The organism is Micromonospora sp. NPDC047740 (assembly GCF_043204735.1).
GTDB lineage: Bacteria > Actinomycetota > Actinomycetes > Mycobacteriales > Micromonosporaceae > Micromonospora.
In genome coordinates this window covers 42,967-69,142 of the sequence record NZ_JBIDCT010000001.1, presented here as the reverse complement: position 1 = coordinate 69,142, position 26,176 = coordinate 42,967, and the positions used below count along the sequence as shown (strand labels likewise).

Genomic DNA, 26,176 nt, shown 5'->3' with positions numbered 1-26,176 from the left:
CGGCGGGCGGCGGGCTGTCCGCGACCGGTGACGCCGTGGGGACGGGCCCGGACTAGTCGTCCAGTGCGGTACGCGTGACCATGTCGGGCGACCAGCTGAACTGGTAGCGCGGGCCGGCGACCGACTGGGCGAACGCCTTCGCCGCGGCCGAGGAGCTCACGATGCGCCAGTCCAGCTCCTTGTTCACCTCGAACCAGATGAGGCCGATGATGTCCTGGTGTCCGGGCAGCGCCCGGAACGCCTCCTTGATCCATTCGGCTTTGCGCTTGTGGCCGTCGGAGGCACCGGTCTCGGTGATGACCATGGGTTTGCTGGTGAACGTGCGGATCTCCTTGATGGTGGGGTTGAAGATCGAGTCGAAGGACCGGTACCTGGAGAACGCCCCCGTGCCGTAGTAGCCGGTGGCGCCCACCCAGTCGACGTAGTCGTCGCCCGGATAGAGGGCGGAGAGCTTCGGCGTCGACCTGCTCCATCGGGCGTTCGGGCTCCAGACCCAACTGACGTTGGTGGCCCCAACCGTTTGGAACAGATCATGTACGTGGCGCCACGCCTTGACGTAGTCGCCCTTGCGGTTACCGTTGACCGACTCGCACCACGGGTACCAGAAGCCGTTCATCTCGTGTGCGAACCGGATCGCCACCGGGTAGCCGAGCGACTTGATCCCTTCGGCCCAGGACCGCAGGTAGCTGTCGAAGTCCCCCCGCGCGATCCGGGACAACCGGTAGGCAGGCTGGTTGGAGCGGAGCTTGTCGATCTCACGGGCGGGCAACCGCTTCTTGCGGGCCGCTTCGTCCAACCGGTAGTCCCAGGGTTCCCAGCCCAGCATCGGCAGCATGCCCCGGTCCTTGATCCGGTCGAAGGGCATCCGGTCGAACTGGTCGGCCGCCCACCCGGCGCTGAACAGCATCACCTGCGGCTGGTGCTTGGCGGCCGCCGTGAACGTGTCCAGCGCAGTGAAGTCGTACGGGCCCTGCTGGGTGAAGGCCCCGATGAACGTCTTCCCCGCGGGCGGGAAGAGTTGCTGCCCCGGTGGTGGTGACAGGATCGGGTCGGCTGGCGCGAGCCCGTTGGCTTCGGTCGTCACCACCGAGTCCTGTTGTTCGGCCGGCGCAGGCCGGTGAGACGCGGGTTCGTCCCGGGACGTGGTGACCGGCGCGACAGCGAAGGCGTACGCCAGCAGCAGCACGCCGACCGACACCATCGCGACCCGTGGAACAGTAAGCCTTACCAAGACACTCCCCCGTTTCGCTGCCGCCCGCGACAGCTGCGGGCGGCGTTCCTTCCTGCCGGCCCGGACCGGCCGGCTCGTCTCCTCGTGCTGCTCACGCCGGGCCACGGGACGCCTGGTTGTCGGGCGCGGTGCGCGGAAGCGAGCCCGGCGACCAGGTGAACTGGTAGCGGGGGTCGGCGACCCCCTCGGCGAACGCCTTCGCCACTGAAGGGGAGCTGGCGACCCGCCAGTCCAGCTCCTTGTTCACCTCGAACCAGATGAGGCCGATGATGTCCTGGTATCGGGGCAGCACCTGGAACGCGTCTTTGATCCACTCCGCCTTGCGCCCGGTGGCGTCCGAGGCACCGGTCTCGGTGATGACCATCGGCTTCCTGCTGAACGTGCGGATCTCGGTGATGGTCGGGCCGAAGATCGCCTCGAAGGAGCGGTAGTCGGTGAAGACCCCCGTGCCGTAGTAGCCCGTGGCGCCCACCCAGTCGACGTAGTCGTCGCCGGGGTAGAACTCGGACATGTTCCCGGTGGACTTGTCCCAGCGGGCATTCGGGCTCCACACCCAGATGACGTTCGTGGCCCCGGCCGCCCGGAACAGATCATGTACGTAGCGCCACGCCTTGACGTACTCGCCCGGCCGGTTGCCGTTGGTCGCCTCGGACCACGGATACCAGTCACCGTTCATCTCGTGCGCGAACCGGATGGCCACCGGGTAGCCGAGCGACCTGATCCCGTCGGCCCAGGAGCGCAGGTAGGGGTCGAAGTCCCCACCCGTGATGCGGGACAACTGGTAGGCGGGCTGGTTGGAGCGGAGCTTGTCGATCTCGCGGGCGGGCAGATTCTTCTCGCGGGCCGCCTGGTCCACCAGGTAGTCCCAGGGTTCCCAGCCCAGCATCGGCAGCATGCCCCGGTCCTTGATCCGGTCGAAGAGCGTCCGGTCGAACCGGTCGGCCGCCCACCCCGAACTGAACAGCATCACCTGCGGCTCGTGCTTGGCGGCCGCCGCGAACATGTTCGTCGCGGTGAAGTCGTGCGGGCCCTTCTCGGTCATCAGGCCGATGAACGCCTTACCGGCCGGCGGGAAGAGTTCCGCAGCCGGTCGGGGCGGCGCGGTCGGTGCGACCGTCGCCAGCGCCTCGCCCGTCCGCACCGCGCCCGGCTCGGCCCGCGCAACCCGGCCGGACGGGCCGGCCTCCCGGCCCCCGGACATGGTGATCGGTGCGATGGCGAACGCGTAGGTCAGCAGCAGCGCGCCGATCAGCACGACCAGGACCCGCGGAACGCTCAACCTCAACATTGCAGAATCCCTTCGGCCGCCACCCGCGACTTCGGCGGGCGTTCCTCGCTGTCGGCTCGAGCGACCAGCTCGGCCGTGTCGTCATCCGCGGGCAGGTACTGGGGCTCGGGCATCTAATCGGCCAGCTTCGTGCGCGGGAGCATGTCGGGCGACCAGGTGAACTGGTAGCGAGGATCGGCGACCGCCTTGGCGAAGGCCTTTGCCACGGCCGGTGAGCTGACGATGCGCCAGTCCAGTTCCTTCTGCTTGTCCACCTCGAACCAGATGACGCCGATGATGTCCCGGTAGCGCGCCAGCATCTGGAACGCCTCGGTGATCCACTCGGCCTTGCGCCCGTTGGCGTCGGAGGCACCGGTCTCGGTGATGACCAGCGGTTTGCTGGTGAAGGCCCGGATCTCCTGGACGGATTGGCTGAAGATCGTGTCGAAGGACCGGTAGTCCGAGGTGAACACCGTGCTGTAGTAGCCCGAGATGCCCACCCAGTCGACGTAGTCGTCCCCGGGATAGAACGTGGCAAGTTCTTGCGTCGAGTCGTCCCACCTGTTGTTCGGGCTCCACACCCAGGTGACGTTGGTGGCTCCGGCGGCCCGGAACAGGTCATGGATGTGCCGCCACGCCTTGACGTAGTCACCCGGTTGGTTGCCGTTGACCGACTCGCACCACGGGTACCAGTAGCCGTTCATCTCGTGCCCGAACCGGATGGCCACCGGATAGCCGAGCGACTTGATGCCGTCGGCCCAGGACCGCAGGTAGCTGTCGAAGTCCCCACGCGCGATGTGGGACAACCGGTACTGGGGTTGCTCGTTCCGTGCCCTGTCGATCTCCGGGGTCGGGAGCCCCTTCCGGACGGCTGTTTCACCCAACCGGTAGTCCCACGGCTCCCAGCCCAGCATCGGCAGCATGCCCCGGTCCTTGATCCGGTCGAACAGCGTCCGGTCGAAGGCGTCGGCCGCCCACCCGGAGCTGAAGAGCATGACCTGCGGCTGGTGTTCCGCCGCCGCGGTGAACATGTTCATCGCGGTGAAGTCGTGCGGGCCCTTCTCGGTCATCACCCCGATGAACGTCTTTCCCGCCGGCGGGAAGAGTTGCTGAGCCGGTCGGAGCGATGCGCCGGGCTGGGCGAGCGCCTCCGCGTCGGCCTTCGCCACCCGGCCGGACCGGGAATCCCCCGGGCCCCGGGAGGCGGTGACGGCCGGCAGGGCGAAGGCGTAGACCACCAGCAGCGCGCCGATCAGCAGCATCACGACCCGCGGCACGGTGAGCCTCGTCATCGCGGGACCCCTTCAGCCGGCACCCGTGACTTCGGCGGGTGCCGTTCCGCGCTGTCGGCGCCGGCGGCGGGCTCGGCCGCGTCGTCGGGTTGCTCGCGGCGGGCCCGGATGTTCGAGACGAGCGCGATCAGCGGCGGAACGAGCCCGGTCAGGAGGGTCAGGACCGGCCACACCCGCAGCATGGTGAAGCCGTGGTCCAGCACGAAACTCGCCCCGAGCAGGCCAGCGGCGAAGGCGGCCCAGCAGAAGTGCAGCCGGAAGGTGCCGAGCGACTCGTTGGTGCGCAACTTCCCCTTGGCCGTCACCACGAACCCGAGCTTCCGCCGCAGCAGCGCACCGACCGCGGCGGCCACGTAGACCGGCCCGGCGAACAACGCGAGTGCCATGCCGACCAGCCCGATCTCTTCCCGTTCGTGCGGCGCGATGTTGAAGCGGCGCAGCCAGAGCCACAGCAGGAACCAGGTGCCCATGCTCGAGCCCCACAGCACCGACCACACGGTGAGGTCGAGCTGCGCCGAACTCACCCCGGTGAGCAGGTACAGAGCCGTGGCGAAGTTCCCCAGCAACAGGCTGACCGCCACGCTCGGGTAGTAGAACTGGAGCAGGCGGTACTGCCAGCGCCGTCGCGCGGGCAGCTCGCGCGGCGCGCGCAGCTCGGGGCGTACCAGGATCTCGCAGATGCCGGCCGCCCAGCGCTTCTGCTGGTTGAAGTAGTCCGCCCACGACGTCGGGCCCTCCCCGAGGGCGACCACGTCCGGGGTGTAGACGCCCTTCCACTGGTTGCCCGTCTCCGGGTTGACGGCGGCGTGGATCCGGATGCTGGTCAGGTGGTCCTCGATGATCGAGTCCTGGTAGCCGCCGATGGTCCGCCACGCCGACGGCCGGTAGAGATGGCCGGTGCCGGTGAGCAGCGGCGCGTCCAGGCCGTTCCCGCCGCGGGCGATCAGCCCGTTGTAGAGGTACTGCTGGACCGAGGCGCCGTGGGCCACGAAGTTCTGGTGCATGTTCCCGTAGACCTGCGGCGTGACCACGAAGGCGACGTCCGGGTCGCGGAAGTAGCCGAGGGTCCGTTCCAGGAAGTTCGGCAGCGGCACGTGGTCCGGATCGACGTTGGCGACCACGTCGTACCGGTCCTCGTGTTCGGCCCGCCAGGCGTTGTGGTTGCCCGACTTCGTCCGGGCGCGGAACTCACCGCTCGGCTGGTTGTACTCGGGGCGGCCCTTACGGCTGAAGTGGTGCACGCCGATCCGGGCGGCCATCTCCCGCACCGCCGGATCGTCCCCCTCGTCGAGGATCCAGACGTCCACCTGACCGCAGTAGACGATCTGCCGCAGCCGCCGCAGGGTCCGCTCGGCGACGTCGATCGGCTCCTTGCTGGGCACGATCGTGGTGAGCAGCGCCACCCGCAGACCGACCGGAGGATCGACCGGCACCGGGTCTTTGGCGTTGTACGCGAACACCCAGACGACCACGTTCTGCGCGAGGCGGATCAGCTCGACCCCGACGACCACGCAGAAGCCGAGCCGGGCCGCCGCCGTCTGCCAGCCGCCGAGCCCGAGCACGCCCGAGCCGGGTACGTGCGCGGGCAGCAGCAGCCACCCGACGAGCAACAACCCGGCCGCGCTGTTGACGAGGACGAGCAGGGTCAGCATCAGCCGGGCCGCGGGCGAGGCGACCCGGCGGAACTCGACCGGCGCCTGCGGGTCACGCGGCGCGACCAGCGGTCCGGCGACCGCACCGCACTTCGCGTACGCGAGGCGGGCCTTGATGTTCAGTTGCCGACGGTCGGGGCGCCGGCCGGCTGGCGGCTGCGCCGAGGTGACCGTCTGACGCCGGCCGGGGGTCCCCTCCCCCGCGGATTCAGACCGGCGCGTATCGACAGCGACGCCCACGTTTCCCCCAAGGGTTCGACTTGCTCGCCACGAACTCGGCGCGGGCCGATCGTGAGCGGCTGATACGGATGGACACTGCGGATTGCGCGATGACGATCGACGGGCCCGGCGCTCGCCGCCGGGGCGCCACCGGTCAAAGATCGCTCCGCTCGTTCACCAGCAGGGCCAGCGTCAGCCCCGTGAGTCTCCAGACCTGCGCCACCTGATACCTCGTGCGGAGCAGCCGCTCCTTCGCCCCGCCGATGCCCTGCACCGGGTCGGCGCGCTCCCCGAGCCGGATCACCCACAGTCGGCGGGTGCCCCGCAGGCACCCGGCCACGTCGGCGCACTCGGCGACCGGCCCCCGGCCGTCGGCGCGCTGCGGGCCGGTGGCGAGGACGTCTCGCGGCCGGCGGTCGGCGGGCAGGTAGTGCGCCACCAGGTCCCGGCCGACCCGTCCGTCGCCCGCGTCCGACGAGCCGTAGACGGCGCCGTCGTTGGGTTGCAGGCGGCGTTCGACGACCGCCGCGAGCCGGCGGCTGGCCTGCTGGTGTCCGTCCGGTTCCCGCAGGTCGGCCTGGGCCGGGACGCCGATCACCGCGATCGCCGCCAGCACCCCCGCGGCCCAGCCGAGCCGGGCGCGGGACAGCGCCGCCGCGCCGAGCATCGCCCACGCCGGAAGGGTGAAGAGCAGGTACTGCGGCAGCCAGACGGGCGTCACCTGGGCGACCAGCAACAGCGCGAGCGGCGGCACCACCGCCCAGGCGGTGCAGACGGCCGCGGAATACCGCAGCGGGAGGCTGAACAACGCCAGTGCGAGCAGCACGGCACCCAGTGCGGCGACGCCGAACAGCTCCCGGGGGGCCGCGGCCAGCGCCGACAGGCTCGGGTGCGCGTTCCGCGCGAGCGACACGCCGTGCGGCGCGGCGAGCCAGAGCAACGCGGCCGCGGGCAGCGCGCCCGCCAGCGCGGCGGCCAACCACCGGAGCGCCTTGTCGCGCCGGAAGGCGAACACCGCCCAGCCGTGCCCCACCAGCAGCAGGAGCGCGACGACGTTGCCCAGGCCCAGCAGCGCCACAGCACCGGCGTAGCGGGCGAAGCGCCAGAACCACGGCCGGTCGATCGCCGGCACCAGGAGCAACGTGGCGAACACCGCGGCGAGCAGGGTCAACGCGTACGGCTGGGCCTCCTGCGCGTACCGCGTCGAGGTCGGCAGCAACGCGAAGAGCACCCCGGCCAGGACCCCGGTGGCCGGCGCGAACATCCGGGCCGCCAGTACGCCGACCAGCGCTGCCGCCGCGGTCATGGCCAGCATGGAGGGCGCGCGCAGGGCGAGGTCGGAGCTGCCGAAGACCTCCGCCCACGCGCGCATCAGCAGGTGGTAGGGCGCTTCGGTGGCGTCGCTCGAGTGGAGGAGGGACCAGTTGTCCCGCCAGGACGAGTTGGCCCTGGCCCAGGTCGCGAGTTCCTCCGTGCGGAGTCCGGGTGCGCCGGCCCCGACGACGCTCAGCGCGCCCATCAGCAGCGCCGGGACCAGCCAGGCGGCGGTGCGCCACCGCGGGGCGTCGGTCGCCGGGCGACCGGGGGCGGGGACGCCGTGCCCTTCTCCCCAGGGGTCCTCGACGCTGGCCTCGGCCGACCCGAGCCGGGGCAGGATCATGGTGTCCGAGTCCTTCATCGTGTCTCACGCATCTCCGTGGGATTCCGGCGGTCGTGGCCCAGGCCGCCCCGAGGGACGCCAGGCAGGGTGTCCGCGTGGTGCGCGGATGGCGCAGCACGACCCGCGCCGGAGGGGCCTGGGCCGGTGCCGCAACTCGCTTCGGAGCTTATTGAGCAAACCTCAGCAGAGGGCGTCGAACGCCCGCAAAAGCGGCGAAAGTGGCAGCTCAGGACAGATGCGGCAAAAGATGCGATGATCGCAGCGTCAGGACGGGGCAGCCCAGCGCCGGACGGCGGAGCCGCCAAGATCTCCCGGTACGACCGTACGGCTGGACCAAGATCGACATCGCCGCGTACGGCGCGCCGAACTCAGCCTCGGGGCACTACCGGTCCAGGCTCGCCGGGAGGCCGAACGCGGCGAACAGGCCGGGTGCCTTGACCACGTCTATCGCGCGGAGGAGGCCCGCCTCCACGCGTAGCACGATCAGCGCGAACGGGCGGAACGTGGCGTCGCCGGCGCCGCGGACGTACGCGGCCACGGCGGGCTGACGGTCGGCGGCCACGGCCAGCATCCGCCACTGGCCGGGGGTGTTCATGTCCCGGCGCAGCGCGTCGGCGACGGCGGCCTTGCCGGTCCACTCGCCGACGTCCGGCTCGATGGTCAACCGGACGTCCTCGCAGAGCAGGTCCACCAGGGCCTGGGGGTCGCCCCGTTCGTGCGCGGCGATGTACCGCCGCAGCAGCTCACGCTGCGCCGGATCCGGTGCACCGGTGGGCGACCACTCCAGTCGACCGCCCGGCCACTTGTCGCGCAGCGTCGCCCGAGCGCGCTGCAGGGCACTGTTGACCGCCGGCACGGTCGTGTCGAGCAGGGCGGCTGCCTCACTCGCCGATCAGGACAGCACGTCCCGCAGCACGAGCACGGCCCGCTGGCGGGGCGGCAACAGCTGGATCGCGGCGAGGAACGCCAGACCGAACGTCTCGCGGCCGATGGCCACCGCGTCGGGGCCCGGGTGCTCGTCGAGCAGTTGATCCGGGTACGGCTGCAGCGGCGGGCGGGTGCGCCGTAGCGTGTCCAGGCAGGCGTTGGTGGCGATGCGGTACAGCCAGGTTCGGACGCTGGAACGCTCCTCGAACGCGTCCCTGGACCGCCACGCCCGCAGGAAGACCTCCTGGACGTGGTCCTCCGCCGCATCGAACGAGCCGAGCATCCGGTAGCAGTGGACCTGCAGTTCGCGGTGGTACCGGCGGGTCAGCTCCGCGAAACTCGTGGCGTCCACAGCACCGTTCATACCCGTACCGACGAGAAAAAGGTGGCCGGCTCATCGGACACTTCACGGCCCCACTACGTCTACCCGGGCATGGCAGTTGTTGAAGCGGACATCTCGATGTCGCTGGACGGGTTCGTCACCGGGCCCGATCTGGTGCGGTGGCCCGGGTTCGGCAAGGGTGGCGAACGCTTGCACGCGTGGCTCGACCACGACGAGGGGCGGCGGCTGAGCAGGGCGACGTTCGCCGCGTCCGGCGCCGTCGTGACGAGCCGGCGGGTGTACGACGACACCGATGGCTGGGCGGCCGAAGGCGGCTTCTTCCGCATGCCGGTCTTCGTGGTGACCCACCGGCCACACGGCGTCGTACGCAAGGGCGACACCACGTTCACGTTCGTGACCGGCGGTGTCGCCGCCGCGATCGAAGCGGCCAGGGCCGCCGCCGGCGACCAACGGGTCCACATCATGGGCGGCGCGTCGGTCATCCAGCAGGCGCTGCGGACCGGACTCGTCGATCACCTGCGGCTGCACGTCGTACCGCTCCTGCTGGGGTCCGGCACCGCGCTGTTCGACGGCGCCGGTCCGGAACTGGACCACCTGGACACCGTCGACACCCCGGGGGCCACCCACGTGACGTACCGGGTGGGGCGAGTCGGAACCTCGTGCCGAATGGCAACTGCTAACGCAGCACCTCGGCACGGTCCCGCAGCGGCTCCCACCAGTCCCGGCGCGACCGGTACCACTGCACGGTGGCAGCCAGGCCCTGGTCGAACGGGATGCGGGGGGTGAAGCCGAGCTGGGCCCGGATCTTCCTGGTGTCCACGGAGTACCTGCGGTCATGGCCCTTGCGGTCATCGACGTAGCAGATCCGTTCCGGGCCGGCGCCACATGCGGTCAGCAGCCGTTCGGCCAGTTGCCGGTTCGTCAGTTCCATACCGCCGCCGATGTTGTAGACCTCGCCCGGCCGCCCTCCGCTCAGGACCGCGGCGACCGCGCGGCAGTGGTCGTCGACGTGCAGCCAGTCCCGGACGTGCTGGCCGTCGCCGTAGAGCGGCACGCTGCCGCCCTCCATCAGCCGGGTGATGAACAGCGGGATGATCTTCTCGGGGAACTGGTAGGGCCCGTAGTTGTTGGAGCATCGGGTGACCAGCGTCGGCACGTTGTGCGTGCGGTGGTAGGAGCGGACCAGGAGCTCCGCCGCGGCCTTGGTGGCGGCGTACGGCGAATTGGGCTCCAGCGGGCAGGTCTCGTCCCAGGAGCCGTGGGCTATCGACCCGTAGACCTCGTCGGTCGACACGTGCACGAACCGGCGCGGCCGGTGCCGTACGGCCGCGTCCAGCAGCACCTGGGTGCCCTGCACGTTGGTGCGCACGAACGCCGCGGCCTGATTGATGGACCGGTCCACGTGCGTTTCGGCGGCGAAGTGCACCACGGCATCGTGCCCGCTCATCAACTCGTCGACCAGATCCTCGTCGCAGATGTCGCCGAGGATGAAGCGCAGCCGCGGGTCGTCGCCGACGGGATCGAGATTGGCCATCACGCCGGAATAGGTGAGTTTGTCGAGCACCGTGACGCGGACGCCGTCCAGCGCCGGATAGGCGCCGCCGAGGATCCGGCGCACGAAATTCGAGCCGATGAAGCCGGCACCACCGGTCACCAGAAGCCTCATCACGCCGGTCCCTTCAGCCGAGCACCGTGGGCGGCGTGGCCCTCCGTGCCGAGTAGGTCGATGGCGACCGGGCTGCGAAGCTCCACGAAAACCTCCGAGAAGAGGAGCCGATGCGATGATTCGGAGCGTACGCCGCGCTCCCGTTCACTCTTTATCTGGAATTGCCAGAACAGCGGTAATTCTGCGCCCGCGATTTCGACGGCGAGCTGGGCGAGGTTGTTTGTCGGTGCCGGGGCGCCGCGCGAGTCGGGTATTGCGCCGAGGCGACCGCGCGGGGTGGCCGCTCAGGCGGCGTCCGCGAGCTCCGCCTCGGGCATGGTCCGCGCATCGACCAGCCGGCTGAGGGCGTGCGTGCGGGCGTCGAGCAACGCGAGCAGGACCGGCGGGTCGAGGGCCCGGGCCGGCCGCAGGACCAGCTCGGTGGAGACGAGCGTGTCGGGCCGGATGGTGATCGGCCCGGCGGTCGCGACGGCCACCGGTCGGTCGGCGCGGTCGCGGCCCAGGCGGGCCGGACCTCGATCGACCGAGACCGACTGGGCGAGCAGGTACCAACTGCCCGGCGGGGGGTTGTCGAACAAGATCCGGTTGGCGTGCCGCAGCACGCCGCAGCGGACCGGACTACCTTCGGGAAGGCGGTCGGCGAACAGGCCGACGAAGATCAGCGCGTTCTCGTCCGGGCAGGCCAACCGCACGTCGCAGGAGAGGGCCGCGTTACCGAAGCCGGAGCCGTCGGCGCCGGCCCGGATCTCCGTGGCGTATCCGGCGCGGCGCCGGTAGATGGTGGGCGACATCCCGACGCTGCGGCTGAATCGGGAACTGAACGTGCCGACGCTGTTGTATCCGACGCTGACGCTGATGTCGGCCACCTTCATCCGCGTCGAGACCAGCAGCTCCTTGGCCCGCTGCAGGCGCAGGGCGGAGAGGAACCGACCGGGCGACACGCCCGTGACCCGCTGGAACATGCGGGTGAAATGAAATTTGCTGAACATCGCGGCACGGGCCATGTCATCCACCGTGAGTTGCTCACCCAGGCGTTCCTGCATCGCATTGATGGCTCGTAGAACCGCCGTTTCGGAAGTGTGCTCCATCACGTCTCCCCCTAGCAGGACCTCTCGAAAGGAATACCGCGGACACCAATTATTCGAAGAGCGGTCCCATGAATTGAAAGGCTCGACCGAATCAATACAGGCCAGCATCATCAATTCCGCGATTTCCTTCGCCAGGCTAACTGGCCGCCCTCGTCCCGGGCAACCCTCGTCTGTGATCGGCGCCGCCAACCGCAATCGCGAAGTAAAAATGGATACCGGCAATATTCGATATCACGCGCAGGGCGAGAGCTTCCCGCACTCCATTGAAACGGCTGCACTCCACCAGCGGAAACAAGAAACAACCCGAAGGACACGGGCCTGCGGACCGGAGGCGACCGAGCGCCGAACGCCGGTCCGCCGGTGGCGGCCAGGGCGGCTCAGGGACGTCCGTCAACGTCGGTCGTCGATACCGGCGGCCCGGAACTCAACGGGGTCGGCCCGAGCGGCCCCGGCGGTCCGCCGCGCCGGCCTGGCGACCGGCCGGTCAGTGCTCACCCAGATGGCGGGCCAGCCAGTCGCCGCTGGCGACAGACGGTGGCCACGACCCCGGGGGCCGCGCCCGGGGGCACCGGGCGGCCCGGCGGACGGGTGGCAACAATGACGGCACGGCACAGTCCCTTCCCACGACGCTCACCGGTCGACACCATCGTCCGGGCGGCGCCGCCCGACCACATCTTCCGCATTGCGCAGCGCCGCAGAATCGGCACCGGTCCCGGTGGGGCCGCGCGCCTCGCCGTTCGCAGTGGACGGTCGCCGGCACCTTGTGGACAGCGGCGACAGGTCAGCGGCATCGACTTTCGTCGCTGCCCGACCGGGCGCCGTGCGGCCGCCTCAGAACGGCAAGCCGGGAGATGTCCACCCACCCGGGTGACTGCCACGCTCATCCTCATGACCGAATTCGAGGGCAGGAAGGTACCTGTCACCGGCGGCGGCATCGGACTGGCTACCGCGCAGCGCCTGGCCGAGGCCGGTGCCCACGTCGTCATCGCGGGTCACGATGCGGCGCGGGGGCATCCGGGCCAACTCGATCACCCCGGGGCACATCGACACCGACATGTTCGCCGGTCTGACCGGCGGCTCGGAGCAGGTGGCCGCGATGTTCCGGAGCCAGGTGGCACTGGGCCGGATCGGCAATCCCGCCGAGGAGTCCGAGGCGGTGCTGTTCCTGCTGTCCCGCCGGTCGTCGTACGTGGCCGGGCAGGAGCCCGTGGTGGACGGCATGCTGCTCGGTTCCGTCCCGCTCGCCCCCATGCCCAGTTGAGCACCGCGCGAGGAAGGTCGACCTACGATGGGTGAGAAGGCACGCCGGGCGCTGGTCCTCGGCGGCAGCTACGGCGGATTGTTCGCCGCTCGGGTGTTGTCCGAGCAGTACGACGAGGTCCTGATCGTGGACCGGGACCGGCTGGTGGGCACGACCGGACCGCGGCGCGGCCGGCCCCAGGGCCGGCACATCAACGCCATGCACGTACGCGGGTTGCAGGTGGCCGAGGAGCTCTTCCCCGGATTCATCCAGGAGCTCGTCGCGGACGGCTGCCCCACCGGCGACTACGCTGGCTCGGTCCGCTGGTTCTTCAACGGCAAGCCGCTACGGCGTGAGGACATCGGCTACACCGCGGTGCCGGCGACCGCTCCGCTGATGGAACGGCACGTCCGGGAGCGGGTCGAGCAGTTGCCGGCCGTCCGGTTCGTCGAGCGGTGCGACATCGTCGACCTCGTGGCGAGCGCCGATCGCAGCCGGATCACCGGCGCCCGGGTACGCCACCTGGAAGGCGACGGCGAGGAGGAGGTCATCGAGGCCGACCTGGTGGTCGACGCCACCGGCCGGGGTTCCCGGACCCCCGCGATGCTGACCAAGTTCGGCTATCCCCGGGTGCCCGAGGACCGCATCAAGATCGACCTCGGCTACGTCACCCAGCACTACGAGCTGGACGACGATCCCTGGGCGGGCGACCTCGCCATCATCCCGGTGGCCTACCCGGATTCGCCGCGCGGCGCGATCTTCACGCAGACCGACCACGGCAAGGTGGAGCTGACCGTCTACGGGCTGCTCGGCGACCACCCGCCGACCGATCAGGAGGGCTTCTACGCGTTCGTCAAGTCGTTGTGCGTGCCGGACATCCACGAGGCACTGCGCAGCGCCCGGCCGATCGACGAGCCCGTCCCGTTCCACTACCCGGTCACCCTGCGCCGCCGGTACGAGCGGATGTCCCGCTTCCCGGCGGGTCTCGTGATCACCGGCGACGCGGTCACCAGCTTCAACCCGGTGTACGCCCAGGGCATGACCGTCGCCGCGCTGTCGGCCCTGACGTTGCGCAGGCACCTCCGGCGGGACAGCGCGCCGGATCCGGCGGCGTACTTCCAGGACCTCGCCAGCAGCGTCATCGACGCGGCCTGGGAGATGACGACCACCGTCGACCTCGGCTTCCCCGGCGTGCCGGGCGACCGCTCGATGAAGGTCCGCTTCCTGCAGCGCTTCCTCTCGCTGGTGCAGGCGGCGGCGACCCGGGACCCGAAGGTGACCACCGCGTACATGCGCGCGGCCGGGATGGTCGACCCCCCGCAGGCACTGATGCGGCCGGCGACCCTGCTGCGGGTGCTCGTCGGCGCGCTCAAGCGCTCCACCGGCAGCCAGGCGCGGCAACCCGCGCTCACCCGCCCGGGCTGATCAGCCGGCCCACCGACGCGGGCCCGTCGCCGGTCTCCCGAGGACCACGCGACGGGCCCGGTGTCTCAGTCGTCCCGCCCCGCCGCTTGTTCGGTGTCCGCGCCGTGCCGCAGCAGAGCGTGGTGCTGGTGGGCCATGCGGTGAAGGACCGTGAACGCGACATTGAGGAGCACGGTCTGCGCCACCGCCGCGCCCCGGTCGATGACGGCGTCCTTGCGAGCCAGCAGGTCCAGCTCGGCGACGGCCAGTTGCTCCGCGAGGGCCGCCAGGCCGTCGAAGGCGGTCAGCTCGGCGTCGCAGCCGAGCTCGCGGAGCGCGACGATCACCTCGGCGAGCACCGGGGAGCCGGAACGCCCTCGCTGGTGGTCCCAGGAGAGCCCGTCCACATAGCACGCTGCCTCGTCGGCGTGCTCGCCGGGGGGCGGGGGCGTCCCCCGGCTCGCCCCCGGGCAGAGCGCCCGGTTGACGGCGCCGACGACCTCGGTCAGCGGGACGCGCGTGTCGTCCACCGCGGCGAGCAGCTCGCGCACCGACGCAAGCTCCAGCCCGCCGATCCCGGCAAGCGCGCGAATCAGCCGTACGCGGCGAAGATGCTTTTCACCGTAGACGGCCTGATTTCGTGCGGTGGGAGTGCCCGGCATGAGCAACCGTTCTCGGAGATAAAACTTGATGGTCGGGACCGGCGCACCGCTGCGCCGGCTCAGATCCGATATGCGCATTGCTCCCCCAGGACATCATGGTCGTCTATATCTTACCTCGCTGGACGCCCTGGTAAACATGGCGGTCGGGGCCGGCCGCCAGGGAGAACCTCGGCTGCCGGCCACGGATCCGGCCAGGTGCCGCCACCAGGCCCGGCTTACCCGGTCAGATAGTCGCTCGACGGCTAATCTTGGCCAGCCAGGCGGCGGCCTGTTCCCACATTTCCTGTAGGCAATTTCGGCTGACCGCACGCCGCGCCCCGACCGACGCACGGCGCATTGACCATCGGCCACCCCGTGGTTACCCTCTATCATGCCTATGGCGCCGGGACCGCCCAACGCCGACGCCGGCCGCCCCGGCGCTCGACCAACTCCGGGGGGAGAATCGTTGCACTCGGGCGTGCAGAGAGCCGTGGAAAGAGTCATCGACCGAATGCTCATGAATCCGTCCGAGGAATTGACCGTCGGAGAAATGGCACGTATTGCGCGGTTCAGCAAATTTCACTTCACCCGGGTGTTCCAGCGGGTCACCGGAATATCGCCCGGGCGATTCCTCTCGGCCATCCGGCTCCAGGAGGCGAAACGGCTGCTGACCACCACGGATCTCACGGTCGCCGACATCAGCATCCGCGTCGGCTACAACAGCGTGGGCACCTTCAGCACCCGGTTCACCAAGAGTGTCGGGCTCTCCCCGACGACCTACCGTCGGCTCGGCGGCTTCGCCCCGGCGGTCTGCACCCGCCCCCGCCCGGCGCGGGCCAACACCATCACCGGCACGCTCAGCGGGGTACACCGCGGACTGATCTACATGGGTGTCTTCCCGAACCGGATCCCCGAAGGCGCCCCGATGAACTGCGCCGTCCTCGACGAGCCCGGCACCTTCCACTTCAGCGGCATCCCCGACGGCACCTGGTACGTCCTGTGCCAGTCCGTGTCCGGCTCCCCGCTCGACCTGACGCCCGACGACGTGACGGTGGCCACCGCCGGCCCGATCACGGTGTCCGGCAACCGCGATTTCCATCTCGACGCGCAACTGCTGCCGGTGTCCAAGCTCGACCCGCCGGTCCTGCTCGCGCTGCTCGACAGCCGCAAGGAGTCGCTCCGCCGCCGCGAGGCGGCCCTGGCGCACTGACCCGAGCCCCGCGCCCCGGCCAGGCCCCCAGCTCCCGGCCCGGCCCGACGTCGCCCCACACCGCCGGCCGGCGCGCCCGCCGTATCCGGGACGGGTACCCGCCCGGCCGGCGCAGCTCGCGGTCACCCCGGCTGGAGCACCCGTTCACGCCGCCGCAGCCCGCCGGCCGACCGCTCGATTGCCCCGGCGGCGGCCCGCCGTTCGGGCGCATGCACAGAGATGATTTCGGCCACAAACTGCGCGCAATATGTGTTCAGCCGGGCGAGGTCCTCGCCCCCTGAATCGATAGGAAAGCAGATGCGCGAAAAGTACGGTCCAAGCCTGCTGCGGGCTCGCCACGACAAGTTCCACGTCACCGAGGAGGCGGCGACGGAAATCTCATCGTTCAAATCCAAGCCGATCAACTTCAAGATCGGCTATTGGGATCCGAGAGTGAACGGAGTTCGGTATCTGAAATCATTGATGTACATTCTCGCCGACGGGCTGAGCGACGAGAACTGGAAGCGGCTGCGGAGCATCCGCAACCGCACCGTGGGGGAGCCGATCACCATCACCTTCGACGGTGAGCCGGTGTGCATGGACTACCTGCAGTCGGTGCTCGAACTGGACTTCATCGCCGGCAATGTCGAGCTCGAAGACGCTCGGGTCCTGGAGATCGGCGCCGGGTACGGGCGCACCTGCCACACCATCCTGTCCAACCACGACGTACGCGAGTACCACATCATCGACCTGCCGAACTCCCTGACCCTGTCCACCCGATACCTTCGCTCCGTGCTCGACGACGAGCAGTTCGCCAAGGTCCGGTTCACCTCGATCGGTGACGTGGACGAGCAGTACACCGGCACCGACTTCGATCTCACGATCAACATCAGTTCGTTCTCCGAGATGACCGTGGAAACCGTCGACGACTATCTGGCGATGATCGATGCGCGAAGCCGCTACTTCTACATCCGGGACGCGGTCGGAAAGTATCTCGACAGCAGCCTCAACGGCAATTCTGACGGGTACGAGGTCGTCAAGCTGGCACTGAGCACCGGCAAGCTACGCGACGTGATCGACATCCATGACAACCGCGCCGTCGAGGCGCACGTCGGGGCCTTCGTCGAGGCGTACCGCCCCGGACCGCGGTGGACCTGCGTGGCCAACGCGTGGGCCCGGCCTTGGGGCCACTACTGGCAGGCCCTCTACGGCAAGGACCAGATCCAGCGCCCGGTCGACAAGCAGTTCGGGCTGGGCTGCGAGATCTGTCCCTGATCCCGCGGTCGCCCGTAGCGACGTCGGGCCGGGGCAGTCACCGGTACGCAGCCGGGCGCGCCGACCCGGCGTGGCCCCGCCGGCACGGCCCCGTGGCGGATGACGGCCACGGCGGCCAGGTCGAGACCCGCACGTCACCGGTTCCGGGACGGCGCCGTTCACCTCGGACGGCGCCGTCTCGGCCGTGGTCCAGGCGGCAGACGCCACCCGGCCGGACGCCACCCGGTGGGACGTCACCCGGCCCGGGACGCCAGTGTGCTGGACGTATCCGGGTCGGGCAGCCTGCGGCCGGGCGTCGCGGCACGCCGACCGCTACCCGGCCACATCGGCGGCTCGACCCAGACACCCGGCGCCGGGCTGCCGGACCTACGCCGACCGACCGCCCGGGCACCGACCGTCGCCGCGCCGACCACCACGGGGAAGTGCCCTCCGCGATGGGCCGGACAAGACCGTGGACGGGTCTCTCCAGGCGAGGTCAGATGTACTGGGTGTTCGGCGGCAAGCCACAGGCCAGCCGCCCGTAGAGCTCGAAGTTGGTGTCGGGGTGCATGATGGCGTGCAGGTTGAGCGCCTTGATGTCGCGTTCGATGCGCTGGATCGGCACGTCGGTGTGCAGCGAGGAGCCGCCGCTGGCGCCGGCCAACAGGTCGGCGGTCTCCTTGGCCCGCAGGCAGACGGCGCCGAGGTCCAGCCGGGCCCGGGCGCGCTCCTCAAGCGTCCACGCGTCACCGGCGGCCGCCTTCGCGTCGATCGTGTCGGCCGCCCGGAAGATGTGGAATCCGGCCTCGTCCACCCGTACGGTCGCACCGGCCACCTGCAGGTGAGTCAACGGCGCCGCGCTCTGCTCCGCATAGTCGGTATAGGTGATCTTGCGGCCGGGCAGCCGCTCCAGGAACGCGTCCCTGGCGGCGACCGCCAGGCCATACGCGACCGCACCGACAGTGGTACAGGCGATCGGCATGAACGGCGCCCGCCACATCAGCGCGGACGGGTCCTGCTGCAGCGGGTGCGCACCGACGATCACCGGGCCCATCGGCACCACCCGTTCGGCCGGCACGAAGACGTTCTCCGCCACCGTCGTGACACTGCCCGAGCCGCGCATCCCGACGGTGTGCCAGTCGTCGACGACCTGCAGGTCACTCATCCGGAGCAGCACCATGACAGGCTCGTACTGCCCGTCCGGGGTGGGCCGGACCGCGGCATTCACATTCCAGTCACTCTGCTGGGCACCGGTGTTGAACGACCACTTGCCGTTGACCTGGTAGCCACCGTCAACCGGCACGGCCACCGCGCTCGGGCTGAGGATCCCGGCGATCCGCACGTCCGGGTCGGCGAACACCTCCTCGCGCACGGCATCCGGGAACAGGCCGACCATCCAGCTGCTGATCAGCCAGACCGCGGCGGTCCAGCTGGTAGAACCGTCACCGCGGGCGAGCTCGGCCACCACCTCGGCGACGGTCCGCATGTCCGACTCGTAGCCCCCGTAGCGCTGGGGCACCCGCATGCGCAGCAGGCCCGAGCTGGAGAGCGCGGCGAGCGTCTCGTCGGTGAGTCGCCGCTGCTGCTCTGCCGCCAGCGCGTTGGCCCGCAGCAGCTTGCCGAGCTCGGCGGCGCGGCCCACCAGCTCGGTGCGCGACGGCGTGGTGACTGTCTCCATCGATCCTCCTCGAAACGAAGCAGCAGAGAACCCGCAACCCGGCCGGGCCACCGCTCTAGTGCAGGGGATGCTGGCCGATCAGACCGGCCTGCCCTCGACTCTGGCAGCCGAGCCGGTGCCGGCGCATCTTCCGGCATGCCCTCTCAGCCGCGGCCCCGCTGCGCCACCGGTTGGCCCAGCTCAGCCAGCCGGCGGCTGTCCACCTTGCCGGTCTCGTTGCGGGGCAGCGCATCCGGGACGACCCGGAAGGTCATCGGCAGCAGCACGCCGCCGAACCGCTGCCGCACGTGCGCGCGCCACTGCGCCGGAGCGGGCTCCGCGCGGGGCACGACGTACGCGACCAGCCCGGTGACGATGCCGTCGGCGCCGGACACCGGCAGCACAGCGCACTCGGCGACCGAGGCGTGCCCGAGCAGTGCGGCCTCCACCTCGGCCAACTCGATCCGGTGCCCCTGGATCTTCACCTGCTGGTCGCGGCGGCCGCGAAACTCCAGCAGCCCATCCGGACGGCGCAGGCCGAGGTCCCCGGTGCGGTACCAGGGCCCCGGGCCACGGCCCGGCACGCCCCGAAAAGCCGGATGGCCACGATCGCCGTCGCCGGAACGGCCGAGGTAGCCCGGGGTCACGTAGGCGCTGCGGACGACCAACTCGCCCACCGTGCCGGGCGGGCAGTCCCGGTCAAGCTCGTCGAGAACCAGCACCTCTCGGCCCGGAATCGGCCGTCCGATGGGGACCGGCCCCTGGCTGCTCCGCGGAATCCGGTGCCAGGTCGCCGCCACCGTCTCGGTCGGTCCGTAGAGATTGACCAGCTCCATCCCCGGGGCCGCCGCGTGCAGACCTTGGACCAGATCGTCCGGGACCGCCTCGCCCATCAGCAGCAACCGCCGCAGCGCCAGCCGCGCCCGTGCCCCGCCGAGGCTCTCCCGCAGCAGCTCACGGGCAAAGCTGGGCACGGTCTGCAGGACGTCGATCCGCTCCGCCGCCAGCCAGTCGAGCAGCCGACCGGGGTGCACGCGGACCGGCTCCGGCACCGGGCACAGCTGCGCCCCGGCCACCAGCGTCGCGAACGTCTCGCACAGCGCCGGGTCGTGCTCCGGGGCCACCCACTGCGCCACCCGCACGCCCGGGCCGAGCCCGAACTCACTGGCGAACCAGGTGCTGAACTGGGCCAGCGCGGCATGCGTCTGCGGCACCCCCTTGGGCTGCCCGGTGGAGCCGGACGTGTGCGCGATGTAGGCCCAGGCCTCCGGCGGGACGTCGTGCTCGGCCGGCTCGGCGTCCGGCAGGGCGGTCACGTCCAGCAGCGGGACGCCGGTGCGTTCGGCGTACCAGGCGGCGAGGTCGTCGTCGGTGCCTCCGGTCAGCACCGCCGCCGGGCGTACGCTGTCGAGGATCATGCGGCCGCGCTCGCCGCCCGCGCCGGTGCCGGACCAGACCAGATGAGCGCCGGCGCGCAGCACGCCGAGCAGCGCCGCGTAGCGGTCGGGGCCGGCGGGCACCCGTACGGCGACCGGCCAGCCGGCAAGGCCGGGCAGGGCGGCGGCGATCCGGGCGGCCCGCCGGTCGAGGTCTCGGGCGGTGACCGGGCCGGTGCTCCAGGACACGGCGGTGGCCTCCGGAGCAGCCTGGGCGCGGTCCCGGACGAGCAGATGCACCGCGGCGCCGGGCGGCACCGGGCTGGTGGCGGTCATGGCGGGGACACCTCCAGTTCCGGGGCGGGTTCTGGGAAAAGTCTGGTCGCGTGCGCCGGACGAGTCCTCTTCGCGCGTGCCGGCCTGGCGAAGAAAGCCGTTGAGCGTTGTCGGCCGGGAGCCGGCCAGGTCACGGCCGCGGCCAGCCCCGGATCAGCGTGGCCAGGCCGCCGCGCGGTCCGGGGACCACAGGTCCGGGACCGTCCAGCCGTCCAGGTCGTACTCGCCGAGGCACTGTTCGGCGAAGGCCTTGTAGGCGTCGATCTGCCCGGATGCGGTCTGGGCGTGCAGCAGCTCGACCCGGGTGTTCTCGTGGTTGCCGGCGTAGTTGCGTTCGTAGAGCTCGTGCCGCCCACCGAACTCGGTACCGGTGGCGTCCCACAGCAGCTTCATCACCTTGACCCGTTGCTCGGCGGTCGAGCCGTCCGAGCCGCGCAGAAACCGGTCGAGGTAGGGCCGGATGTCGGGATTGTGGAAGTCGTCGGCGCCGGAGTTCACGTAGATCAGCCCGCTGGCCACATCCTGTTGGATGATCTCCTTCACCCGCGGGTAGCCGATCTGCATGAACCACCGATAGGCCATGCCGTACTGCGGGTTGGGCAGCAACGCGCCGTTCTTCCAGGCCACCGGGTTGCGGGCGGCGGCGTCCGACAGGCCCCAGAAGAGGTTGCGCCAGGCGAGCACCTCGCCCACCCGGCTCTGCACCCCGCGGAAGTCCTTGGTGCCGGTCAGCTCGAGGGCCTTGACCAACAGTCCGGCGATGAATTCGAGCTTGACCGCCAGCCGGGTGCAGCCGTGGAAGGTGAAGCGCTCGGCGAAGCCGGACTGCCCGGCGAACATCTGCACCTTGCCGAGATCGCCGTAGACGAACACGTTCTCCCACGGCACCAGCACCTTGTCGAGGATCAGGATGGTGTCGTTCTCGTCCAGCCGCGACGACAGCGGATAGTCGAACGGGCTGCCCATCGCCGCGGCGGTCGCCCCGTAGGACGGCCGGCAGATCAGCTTCACCCCGCTGGCGCCCATCGGCACGGTCGCGATCAGCGCGAATTCCTTCTTACGGATGGGCAGGCCGAAGTGGGCGATGAAGTTGTAGTGGCTCAGCGCCGACCCGGTGGCCACCACCTTCGCCCCGCTGACGATCAGCCCGGCGTCGGTCTCCCGTTCCACCCGGATGTAGACGTCGGCGACCTGGTCCGGCGCCCGGTTACGATCGACCGGCGGATGCACGATGGCGTGGTTCCAGAAGAGCACCTTCTCCTGTGACTCGCGGTACCAGCGCTCGGCGTTGTCGCTGTACGGCGCGTAGAAGCCGGCGTTGGCCCCGAGCGTCCCCAGGAATGACGCCTTGTAGTCGGGGCTGCGACCCATCCAGCCGTAGCTCATCCGGGCCCAGGCCGCGATCGCCCGCTGGTCGGCGACCATGTCGTCGACGGTGCGCGGGGTCCGGTAGAACGGATGCGTGAACCCGCCCGAGCCGGTGTCGGTGGGCGCGGTCAGCACGTCGCGGTTCGCCGGGTCGTGCAGCGCGTCGTAGAGCCGGGCGGTCATCCGGACCGGATTGCGGAAGGCCGGGTGCGTGGTGACGTCCTTGACCCGCTCGCCGTAGAGGAAGATCTCCCGGTCGTCGCGCAGGCTCTCGACGTACTCGTCGCCGGTCAGCGGGCGGGTCACCTGATCTCGTCGCCGAGCCGCACCTGGGTGAACAGTCATGGCCTCAGCCTCACACCGCCGCCGACGGCGCCGCATCTCTGTCGATGCGCTCCGCGGCGGAGCGAATCCGCAACGACCCTTTACGCAATTGTGAAGGTAAGGGTCCTGCCCGTCCTGCTCGACGACGGCAGGCACGCCTCGACCGGCGGGCAGCCGGCCCGTCCGAGCACGCTGACCTGTGCGCGTGGGCGACCGCCTCCGGCTACCGGCGCACCGAGGAGCTTCCCGGGCCCGTCGCCGTGCGCCTCAGGGGACGATCTCCATCTGCGCCATCATGCCGATGCTGGAGTGCTCCAGGAAGTGGCAGTGGTAGGCGTAGCGGCCCAGATAGCCGTCGAAGGTGGCCTGCACCCGCACCGAGGTCCCGGCCGGGACGACCACCGTGTCCTTGTCGCCGGCGTCGTCCGGGGTCATCGGCGCGCCGGTGCGGCTCAGCACCCGGAACTGGGCCAGGTGCATGTGGAAGGTGTGCAGCAGGCCGAACTCGGTGTCGTCGTTGTGGATGGTCCAGATCTCGGTGCTGCCGCGCTTGATGGTGAAGTCGACGCGGTTCGGGTCGTACGCCTTGTCGTTGATCAGGCCGACCGGGTCCCCGGTGAAGTCGAACCTCATCCGCACGTCACGCTCGACGGTGGCCTGCGGCAGCATCGGCAGCGCACGCAACCGGGCCGGCACCCGGCTGGTGTCGGGAGCCGTCCACCCCACGTCGAAGCGCAGCACCGGGCCCTTGTCCGCGTCGCGCAGGATCACCGACGAGCCCGACGGCAGGCCGGTGAAGTCGATCACCACGTCCACCCGCTCCGCGGAGCCGAAGGTCACCGCGGGTCGCGCCACCGGCGCGGGCAGCAGGCCGCCGTCGGTGCCGATCTGCCAGAGCTTGCCCTTGTCGATGCTCAGCGTGTACATCCCCTCGTTGCTCGCGTTGAGCAGCCGGAAGCGGTACTTGCGCGCGCTGACCGGGAAGAACGGCGTCGGCTTGCCGTTGGCGAGTACCGTGGTGCGCTCGGCGGGGATGTCGTAGACCAACGCCCCGGTGTCGTCGAGCTTCACGTCCTTGAGCATGATCGGCACGTCGTGGTTGCCGGTCGGCAGCCGCAGTTGCTGCTCGGCCGGGTCATCGATCAGATAGAAGCCGTGCAGGCCGTAGTAGACGTGCTCGGCCTCCAGCCCGTGGGCGTGGTCGTGGTACCACAACGTCGTGCCACGCTGGCTGTTCGGGTAGTGGTAGACGCGCGCGGCGCCCGGCTGGATCAGGTCCATCGGGTGCCCGTCGTCGGCCGCCGCCACGTGTGCACCGTGGAGGTGCACGTTGGTGGGCACGTCGAGCGAGTTGCGGAAGGTCACCTTGACCGGGCGCCCGGTGCGGCCGCGGATCGTCGGACCCACGAGACCGCCGCCATAGGTGAGCACGTCGGTGGTCAGCCCGGGCACCACCTCGACCTGGGCCCGCCGGACCTCTACCTCGTACTCGTCGCAGGTCGTGCTCTGGCGCACCGGCGCGGCGATCGGCGGGATCGGCATCCGCACCTGGAACGGCGCGACGGTCAACGGCGCGACGCCGGCGCGGGCCGGCACCGGCCCGGCGTGCTGGTGCGCGAACCGGCCGGCGGCGGTGGGGGCGGTGGCGGACGTTTCGTTCGCCACGGCGCGCTGGGCGACGAACAACCCGCCGGCCACCGTTCCCCCCATGACCAGTAAGCCTCGTCGATTCACAGCACGGCTCCCATCAGCTGATGTCACCGGTACGCGCACGGCTCCGGCGGTGGACGGGCCGAGGTTATCGACGAGTGTCGCGCCGATCTTCTTTCAGGTTGCTCACCTCAATCCGCGACCGGCGCGACACTGACAGGTACGCCGTTGAAGACCGCGTTGCCCGACGGCACGTCCAGGGCTCCGCCACCGGTCAACTCGTTGACGTTGACCCCGGCGTGCGCGGCGGCCACCTGCTGCGCCGTGCCCCCGTGGCCCCAGCCGTGCGGCAGGCTCACCACGCCGGGCATGATCGTGTCGGTCGGCTCCAGCTCGACCTCCAGTTCACCGGAGGCGGAGCTGACGCGGGCCCGCTCACCGAGACCCAGTCGGGCCACGTCGTCGGGGTGGATCTGCAGGGTGCACCGGTTGCTGCCACCGACCAGCCGCGGCACGTTGTGCATCCAGCTGTTGTTGGAGCGCAGGTGGCGACGCCCGATCAGCACCATCGGCGCCCGCGGGCGGCGCAACGCGTCGCGCAGCCGGGCGGTGTCCTCCACCAGCGGCTCCGGGGCCAGTTCGACCAGGCCGGACGGGGTACGCAGGATGTCGGCCAGCCGCGGCTCGAGCGGGCCCAGGTCGATGCCGTGCGGCCGGTCCAGCAGGGCGTCCCGGTCGAGCCCGTACGGGCCCATCCGCAACATCGCGTCGAGCAACAGGTCCGGACCGTCGTCGCCCTTCAGGGCGGCCCGCAGGGCGGCCGGGTCGGCGCCGGTCAGCGGCGTACCGGGGATGGTGACCGCCGCGCCGAGGATCGCGCTGAGCATCTGCTCGGGCAGACCGGCCGGGTCGGCGTCGGCCCCCAGGCCCATGGCGATCATCGTGAGCCGTTCCAGGATCTCGGCCTCGGAACGCTGCCCGGGCGCCAGCGGCAGCACCGCCGGGGAGTAGCGGGCGTAGTTGCGCACCTGGATGGTCGAGATGAGGAAGTCGTAGTGGGGCATCTGCAGGATCCGCGGTGGCGGCAGGATCACGTTGGCGTGCCGGGTGGTCTCGTTGCAGTAGGGGTCCACAGCGACCATGAAGTCGAGCCCGGCCAGCGCCCGGTCGAGGCGAGCACCGTCCGGAGTGGACAGTACCGGGTTGCCCGCGACGACGACCAGACCCTTGATCTGGCCGGCGCCCGGTTGCTCGATCTCGTCCACCATGGTGGCGGCCGGGAACTCGCCCAGCGTCTCGGGCAGCCCGCGCACCCGGCTGTGCCAGCGCCCGGAGACGTACGGCTCGGGGCTCTTGTGCACCTCGGCCGTGGCGGGCCGGGCGAACATCACCCCACCCGCCCGGTCGAAGTTGCCGGTCAGCACGTTCAGCACGTCGACCAACCACTGCGCGAGCGTGCCGAACTCCGCGGTGCACGTACCGATCCGGGCGTAGACCGCCGCCGCCTCGGCGGCGGCCAACTGCCGGGCGAGCCGGCGGATCACCGCCGCGTCGACCCCGCAGAACGGGGCCACCGCCTCGGGAGTGAACGAGGCCGCCAGCTCCCGCAGCCGGTCCAGCCCGGCGACCGGCACGTCGATCGCGGTGAGTTGCTCCTGCAGCAGGGTGTGCACCATCGCGAACAACAGCGCCGGGTCGGTGCCGGGCCGGACGAAGACGTGCTCGTCGGCGAGTTCCGCCGTACGGGTGCGGCGGGGGTCGATGACGATGACCCGGCCGCCGCGACGGCGGAGCTTCGTGAGCCGGCCGGCGAAATCGGGTGCGACGCACAGCGACCCGTTGGACACGGCCGGGTTGGCACCGATGATCAACAGGTGCTCGGTCCGGTCGAGGTCGGGCACCGCCACCGCCCACGGGTCGCCCAGCATCAGACCGCCCGAGACGTGCTTGGGCATCTGGTCGACCGTGCTCGCGGAGAAGATGTTGCGGGTGCCCAGCGCCGCGCCCAGCGGTCCCCGGTAGAGGATTCCGGCCATCGTGTGGAAGGTCGGGTTGCCGAAGTAGAGCGCGAGCGCCTCGCGCCCGTGCTCGGCGACGACCCCGTCGATCCCCCGGGCCACGGCGGCGAAGGCCTCGTCCCAGCTGGCGGAACGCCAGGACGCTCCCTCGCGGATCAGCGGGCCGGTGAGCCGGTCCGGATCCTCGTCCAGGCGACCGAGGCTGGCCCCCTTCGGGCACAGATAGCCCCGCGAGAACGGGTCGTCGGCGTCGCCGGTGACCGAGGTGACCCGGTCGTCGTCGAGGGTCAGGCGCAGCGCGCACGAGGTCTCGCACAGCGGGCAGGTGCGGTACGCGGTGCGCTCGCCCATCACGGCTGCCCGATCGGCTGAAC

At 70.6% G+C, this 26,176-nt stretch carries 21 protein-coding genes; 5 read left to right on the top strand and 16 right to left on the bottom strand.

Features of this window, described 5'->3' with window-relative positions:
* Window positions 1-52: 52 nt before the first annotated feature.
* From ACGF4F_RS00280 to ACGF4F_RS00250, 7 genes are all read right to left on the bottom strand, one after another.
* On the bottom strand, window positions 53-1,201 hold the full coding sequence (locus ACGF4F_RS00280; protein WP_357445217.1) for a glycosyl hydrolase: 1,149 nt from the start codon (window positions 1,199-1,201) through the stop codon (window positions 53-55).
* Window positions 1,202-1,322: 121 nt separating this feature from the next.
* Window positions 1,323-2,519, bottom strand: coding sequence for a glycosyl hydrolase (locus ACGF4F_RS00275; RefSeq protein WP_357445220.1), 1,197 nt, complete (start codon window positions 2,517-2,519; stop codon window positions 1,323-1,325).
* A 113-nt stretch (window positions 2,520-2,632) separates the two neighbouring features.
* Window positions 2,633-3,790, bottom strand: a complete 1,158-nt coding sequence (locus tag ACGF4F_RS00270) for a glycosyl hydrolase (protein WP_357445223.1) — start codon at window positions 3,788-3,790, stop codon at window positions 2,633-2,635.
* Window positions 3,787-5,682, bottom strand: coding sequence for a glycosyltransferase family 2 protein (locus ACGF4F_RS00265; RefSeq protein ID WP_393073433.1), 1,896 nt, complete (start codon window positions 5,680-5,682; stop codon window positions 3,787-3,789). Before ACGF4F_RS00265 ends, ACGF4F_RS00270 begins: the two co-directional genes overlap by 4 nt.
* A 133-nt stretch (window positions 5,683-5,815) precedes the next feature.
* A complete protein-coding gene (locus ACGF4F_RS00260; RefSeq protein ID WP_393073429.1) occupies window positions 5,816-7,339 on the bottom strand; it encodes a hypothetical protein in 1,524 nt (507 codons plus the stop codon).
* Window positions 7,340-7,703: 364 nt separating this feature from the next.
* The gene (locus ACGF4F_RS00255; RefSeq protein WP_393073426.1) at window positions 7,704-8,177 is read right to left on the bottom strand and encodes a nuclear transport factor 2 family protein; all 474 of its coding nucleotides are present in this window, start codon (window positions 8,175-8,177) and stop codon (window positions 7,704-7,706) included.
* A gap of 36 nt (window positions 8,178-8,213) precedes the next feature.
* Complete coding sequence (locus ACGF4F_RS00250; RefSeq protein ID WP_393073423.1) at window positions 8,214-8,600, bottom strand: sigma-70 family RNA polymerase sigma factor; 387 nt, start codon at window positions 8,598-8,600, stop codon at window positions 8,214-8,216.
* Window positions 8,601-8,681: 81 nt separating this feature from the next.
* Here ACGF4F_RS00250 and ACGF4F_RS00245 point away from each other — a divergent pair, with 81 nt between their 5' ends.
* A complete protein-coding gene (locus ACGF4F_RS00245; protein WP_393073420.1) occupies window positions 8,682-9,377 on the top strand; it encodes a dihydrofolate reductase family protein in 696 nt (231 codons plus the stop codon).
* Here the strand turns inward: ACGF4F_RS00245 and rfbB are convergent.
* A complete protein-coding gene (rfbB, locus tag ACGF4F_RS00240) occupies window positions 9,268-10,257 on the bottom strand; it encodes a dTDP-glucose 4,6-dehydratase (RefSeq protein ID WP_393073417.1) in 990 nt (329 codons plus the stop codon). The two genes, ACGF4F_RS00245 and rfbB, sit on opposite strands and share 110 nt — an antisense overlap.
* A 284-nt stretch (window positions 10,258-10,541) precedes the next feature.
* Window positions 10,542-11,345, bottom strand: coding sequence for an AraC family transcriptional regulator (locus tag ACGF4F_RS00235; protein WP_357445262.1), 804 nt, complete (start codon window positions 11,343-11,345; stop codon window positions 10,542-10,544).
* A gap of 997 nt (window positions 11,346-12,342) precedes the next feature.
* Between ACGF4F_RS00235 and ACGF4F_RS00230 the strand changes: the two genes are divergently transcribed.
* Window positions 12,343-12,606, top strand: coding sequence for an SDR family oxidoreductase (locus ACGF4F_RS00230; protein WP_393073414.1), 264 nt, complete (start codon window positions 12,343-12,345; stop codon window positions 12,604-12,606).
* Window positions 12,607-12,633: 27 nt separating this feature from the next.
* Window positions 12,634-14,010: an FAD-dependent oxidoreductase gene (locus tag ACGF4F_RS00225; RefSeq protein ID WP_393073411.1), complete on the top strand. Its 1,377-nt coding sequence runs from the start codon at window positions 12,634-12,636 to the stop codon at window positions 14,008-14,010.
* 65 nt (window positions 14,011-14,075) lie between these two features.
* Here the strand turns inward: ACGF4F_RS00225 and ACGF4F_RS00220 are convergent, their stop codons facing one another.
* On the bottom strand, window positions 14,076-14,729 hold the full coding sequence (locus ACGF4F_RS00220) for a MerR family transcriptional regulator (protein ID WP_393073408.1): 654 nt from the start codon (window positions 14,727-14,729) through the stop codon (window positions 14,076-14,078).
* A 412-nt stretch (window positions 14,730-15,141) separates the two neighbouring features.
* Between ACGF4F_RS00220 and ACGF4F_RS00215 the strand changes: the two genes are divergently transcribed.
* On the top strand, window positions 15,142-15,840 hold the full coding sequence (locus ACGF4F_RS00215) for a helix-turn-helix domain-containing protein (RefSeq protein ID WP_393073405.1): 699 nt from the start codon (window positions 15,142-15,144) through the stop codon (window positions 15,838-15,840).
* A gap of 122 nt (window positions 15,841-15,962) precedes the next feature.
* On the opposite strand, the gene ACGF4F_RS00210 is transcribed toward ACGF4F_RS00215, so the two are convergent.
* On the bottom strand, window positions 15,963-16,250 hold the full coding sequence (locus ACGF4F_RS00210; RefSeq protein ID WP_393074804.1) for a hypothetical protein: 288 nt from the start codon (window positions 16,248-16,250) through the stop codon (window positions 15,963-15,965).
* Here ACGF4F_RS00210 and ACGF4F_RS00205 point away from each other — a divergent pair.
* Complete coding sequence (locus ACGF4F_RS00205) at window positions 16,138-17,094, top strand: putative sugar O-methyltransferase (RefSeq protein WP_357445244.1); 957 nt, start codon at window positions 16,138-16,140, stop codon at window positions 17,092-17,094. The two genes, ACGF4F_RS00210 and ACGF4F_RS00205, sit on opposite strands and share 113 nt — an antisense overlap.
* Before the next feature lie 475 nt (window positions 17,095-17,569).
* On the opposite strand, the gene ACGF4F_RS00200 is transcribed toward ACGF4F_RS00205, so the two are convergent.
* The 5 genes from ACGF4F_RS00200 to ACGF4F_RS00180 form a co-directional block, all read right to left on the bottom strand.
* The gene (locus ACGF4F_RS00200; protein ID WP_393073400.1) at window positions 17,570-18,751 is read right to left on the bottom strand and encodes an acyl-CoA dehydrogenase family protein; all 1,182 of its coding nucleotides are present in this window, start codon (window positions 18,749-18,751) and stop codon (window positions 17,570-17,572) included.
* A 143-nt stretch (window positions 18,752-18,894) separates the two neighbouring features.
* Window positions 18,895-20,442 carry an amino acid adenylation domain-containing protein gene (locus ACGF4F_RS00195; RefSeq protein ID WP_357443314.1) on the bottom strand — a complete coding sequence of 516 codons (1,548 nt, stop codon included), beginning with the start codon at window positions 20,440-20,442 and terminating at the stop codon, window positions 18,895-18,897.
* A 153-nt stretch (window positions 20,443-20,595) separates the two neighbouring features.
* Complete coding sequence (locus ACGF4F_RS00190; protein WP_357443312.1) at window positions 20,596-22,155, bottom strand: 4-hydroxyphenylacetate 3-hydroxylase N-terminal domain-containing protein; 1,560 nt, start codon at window positions 22,153-22,155, stop codon at window positions 20,596-20,598.
* A 246-nt stretch (window positions 22,156-22,401) separates the two neighbouring features.
* Window positions 22,402-23,844 (bottom strand): multicopper oxidase family protein, encoded by a 1,443-nt coding sequence (locus tag ACGF4F_RS00185; protein WP_393073395.1) that lies wholly within the window; start codon window positions 23,842-23,844, stop codon window positions 22,402-22,404.
* Window positions 23,845-23,975: 131 nt separating this feature from the next.
* Window positions 23,976-26,153 (bottom strand): molybdopterin oxidoreductase family protein, encoded by a 2,178-nt coding sequence (locus tag ACGF4F_RS00180; RefSeq protein WP_357443308.1) that lies wholly within the window; start codon window positions 26,151-26,153, stop codon window positions 23,976-23,978.
* Between the last annotated feature and the right edge of the window lie 23 nt (window positions 26,154-26,176).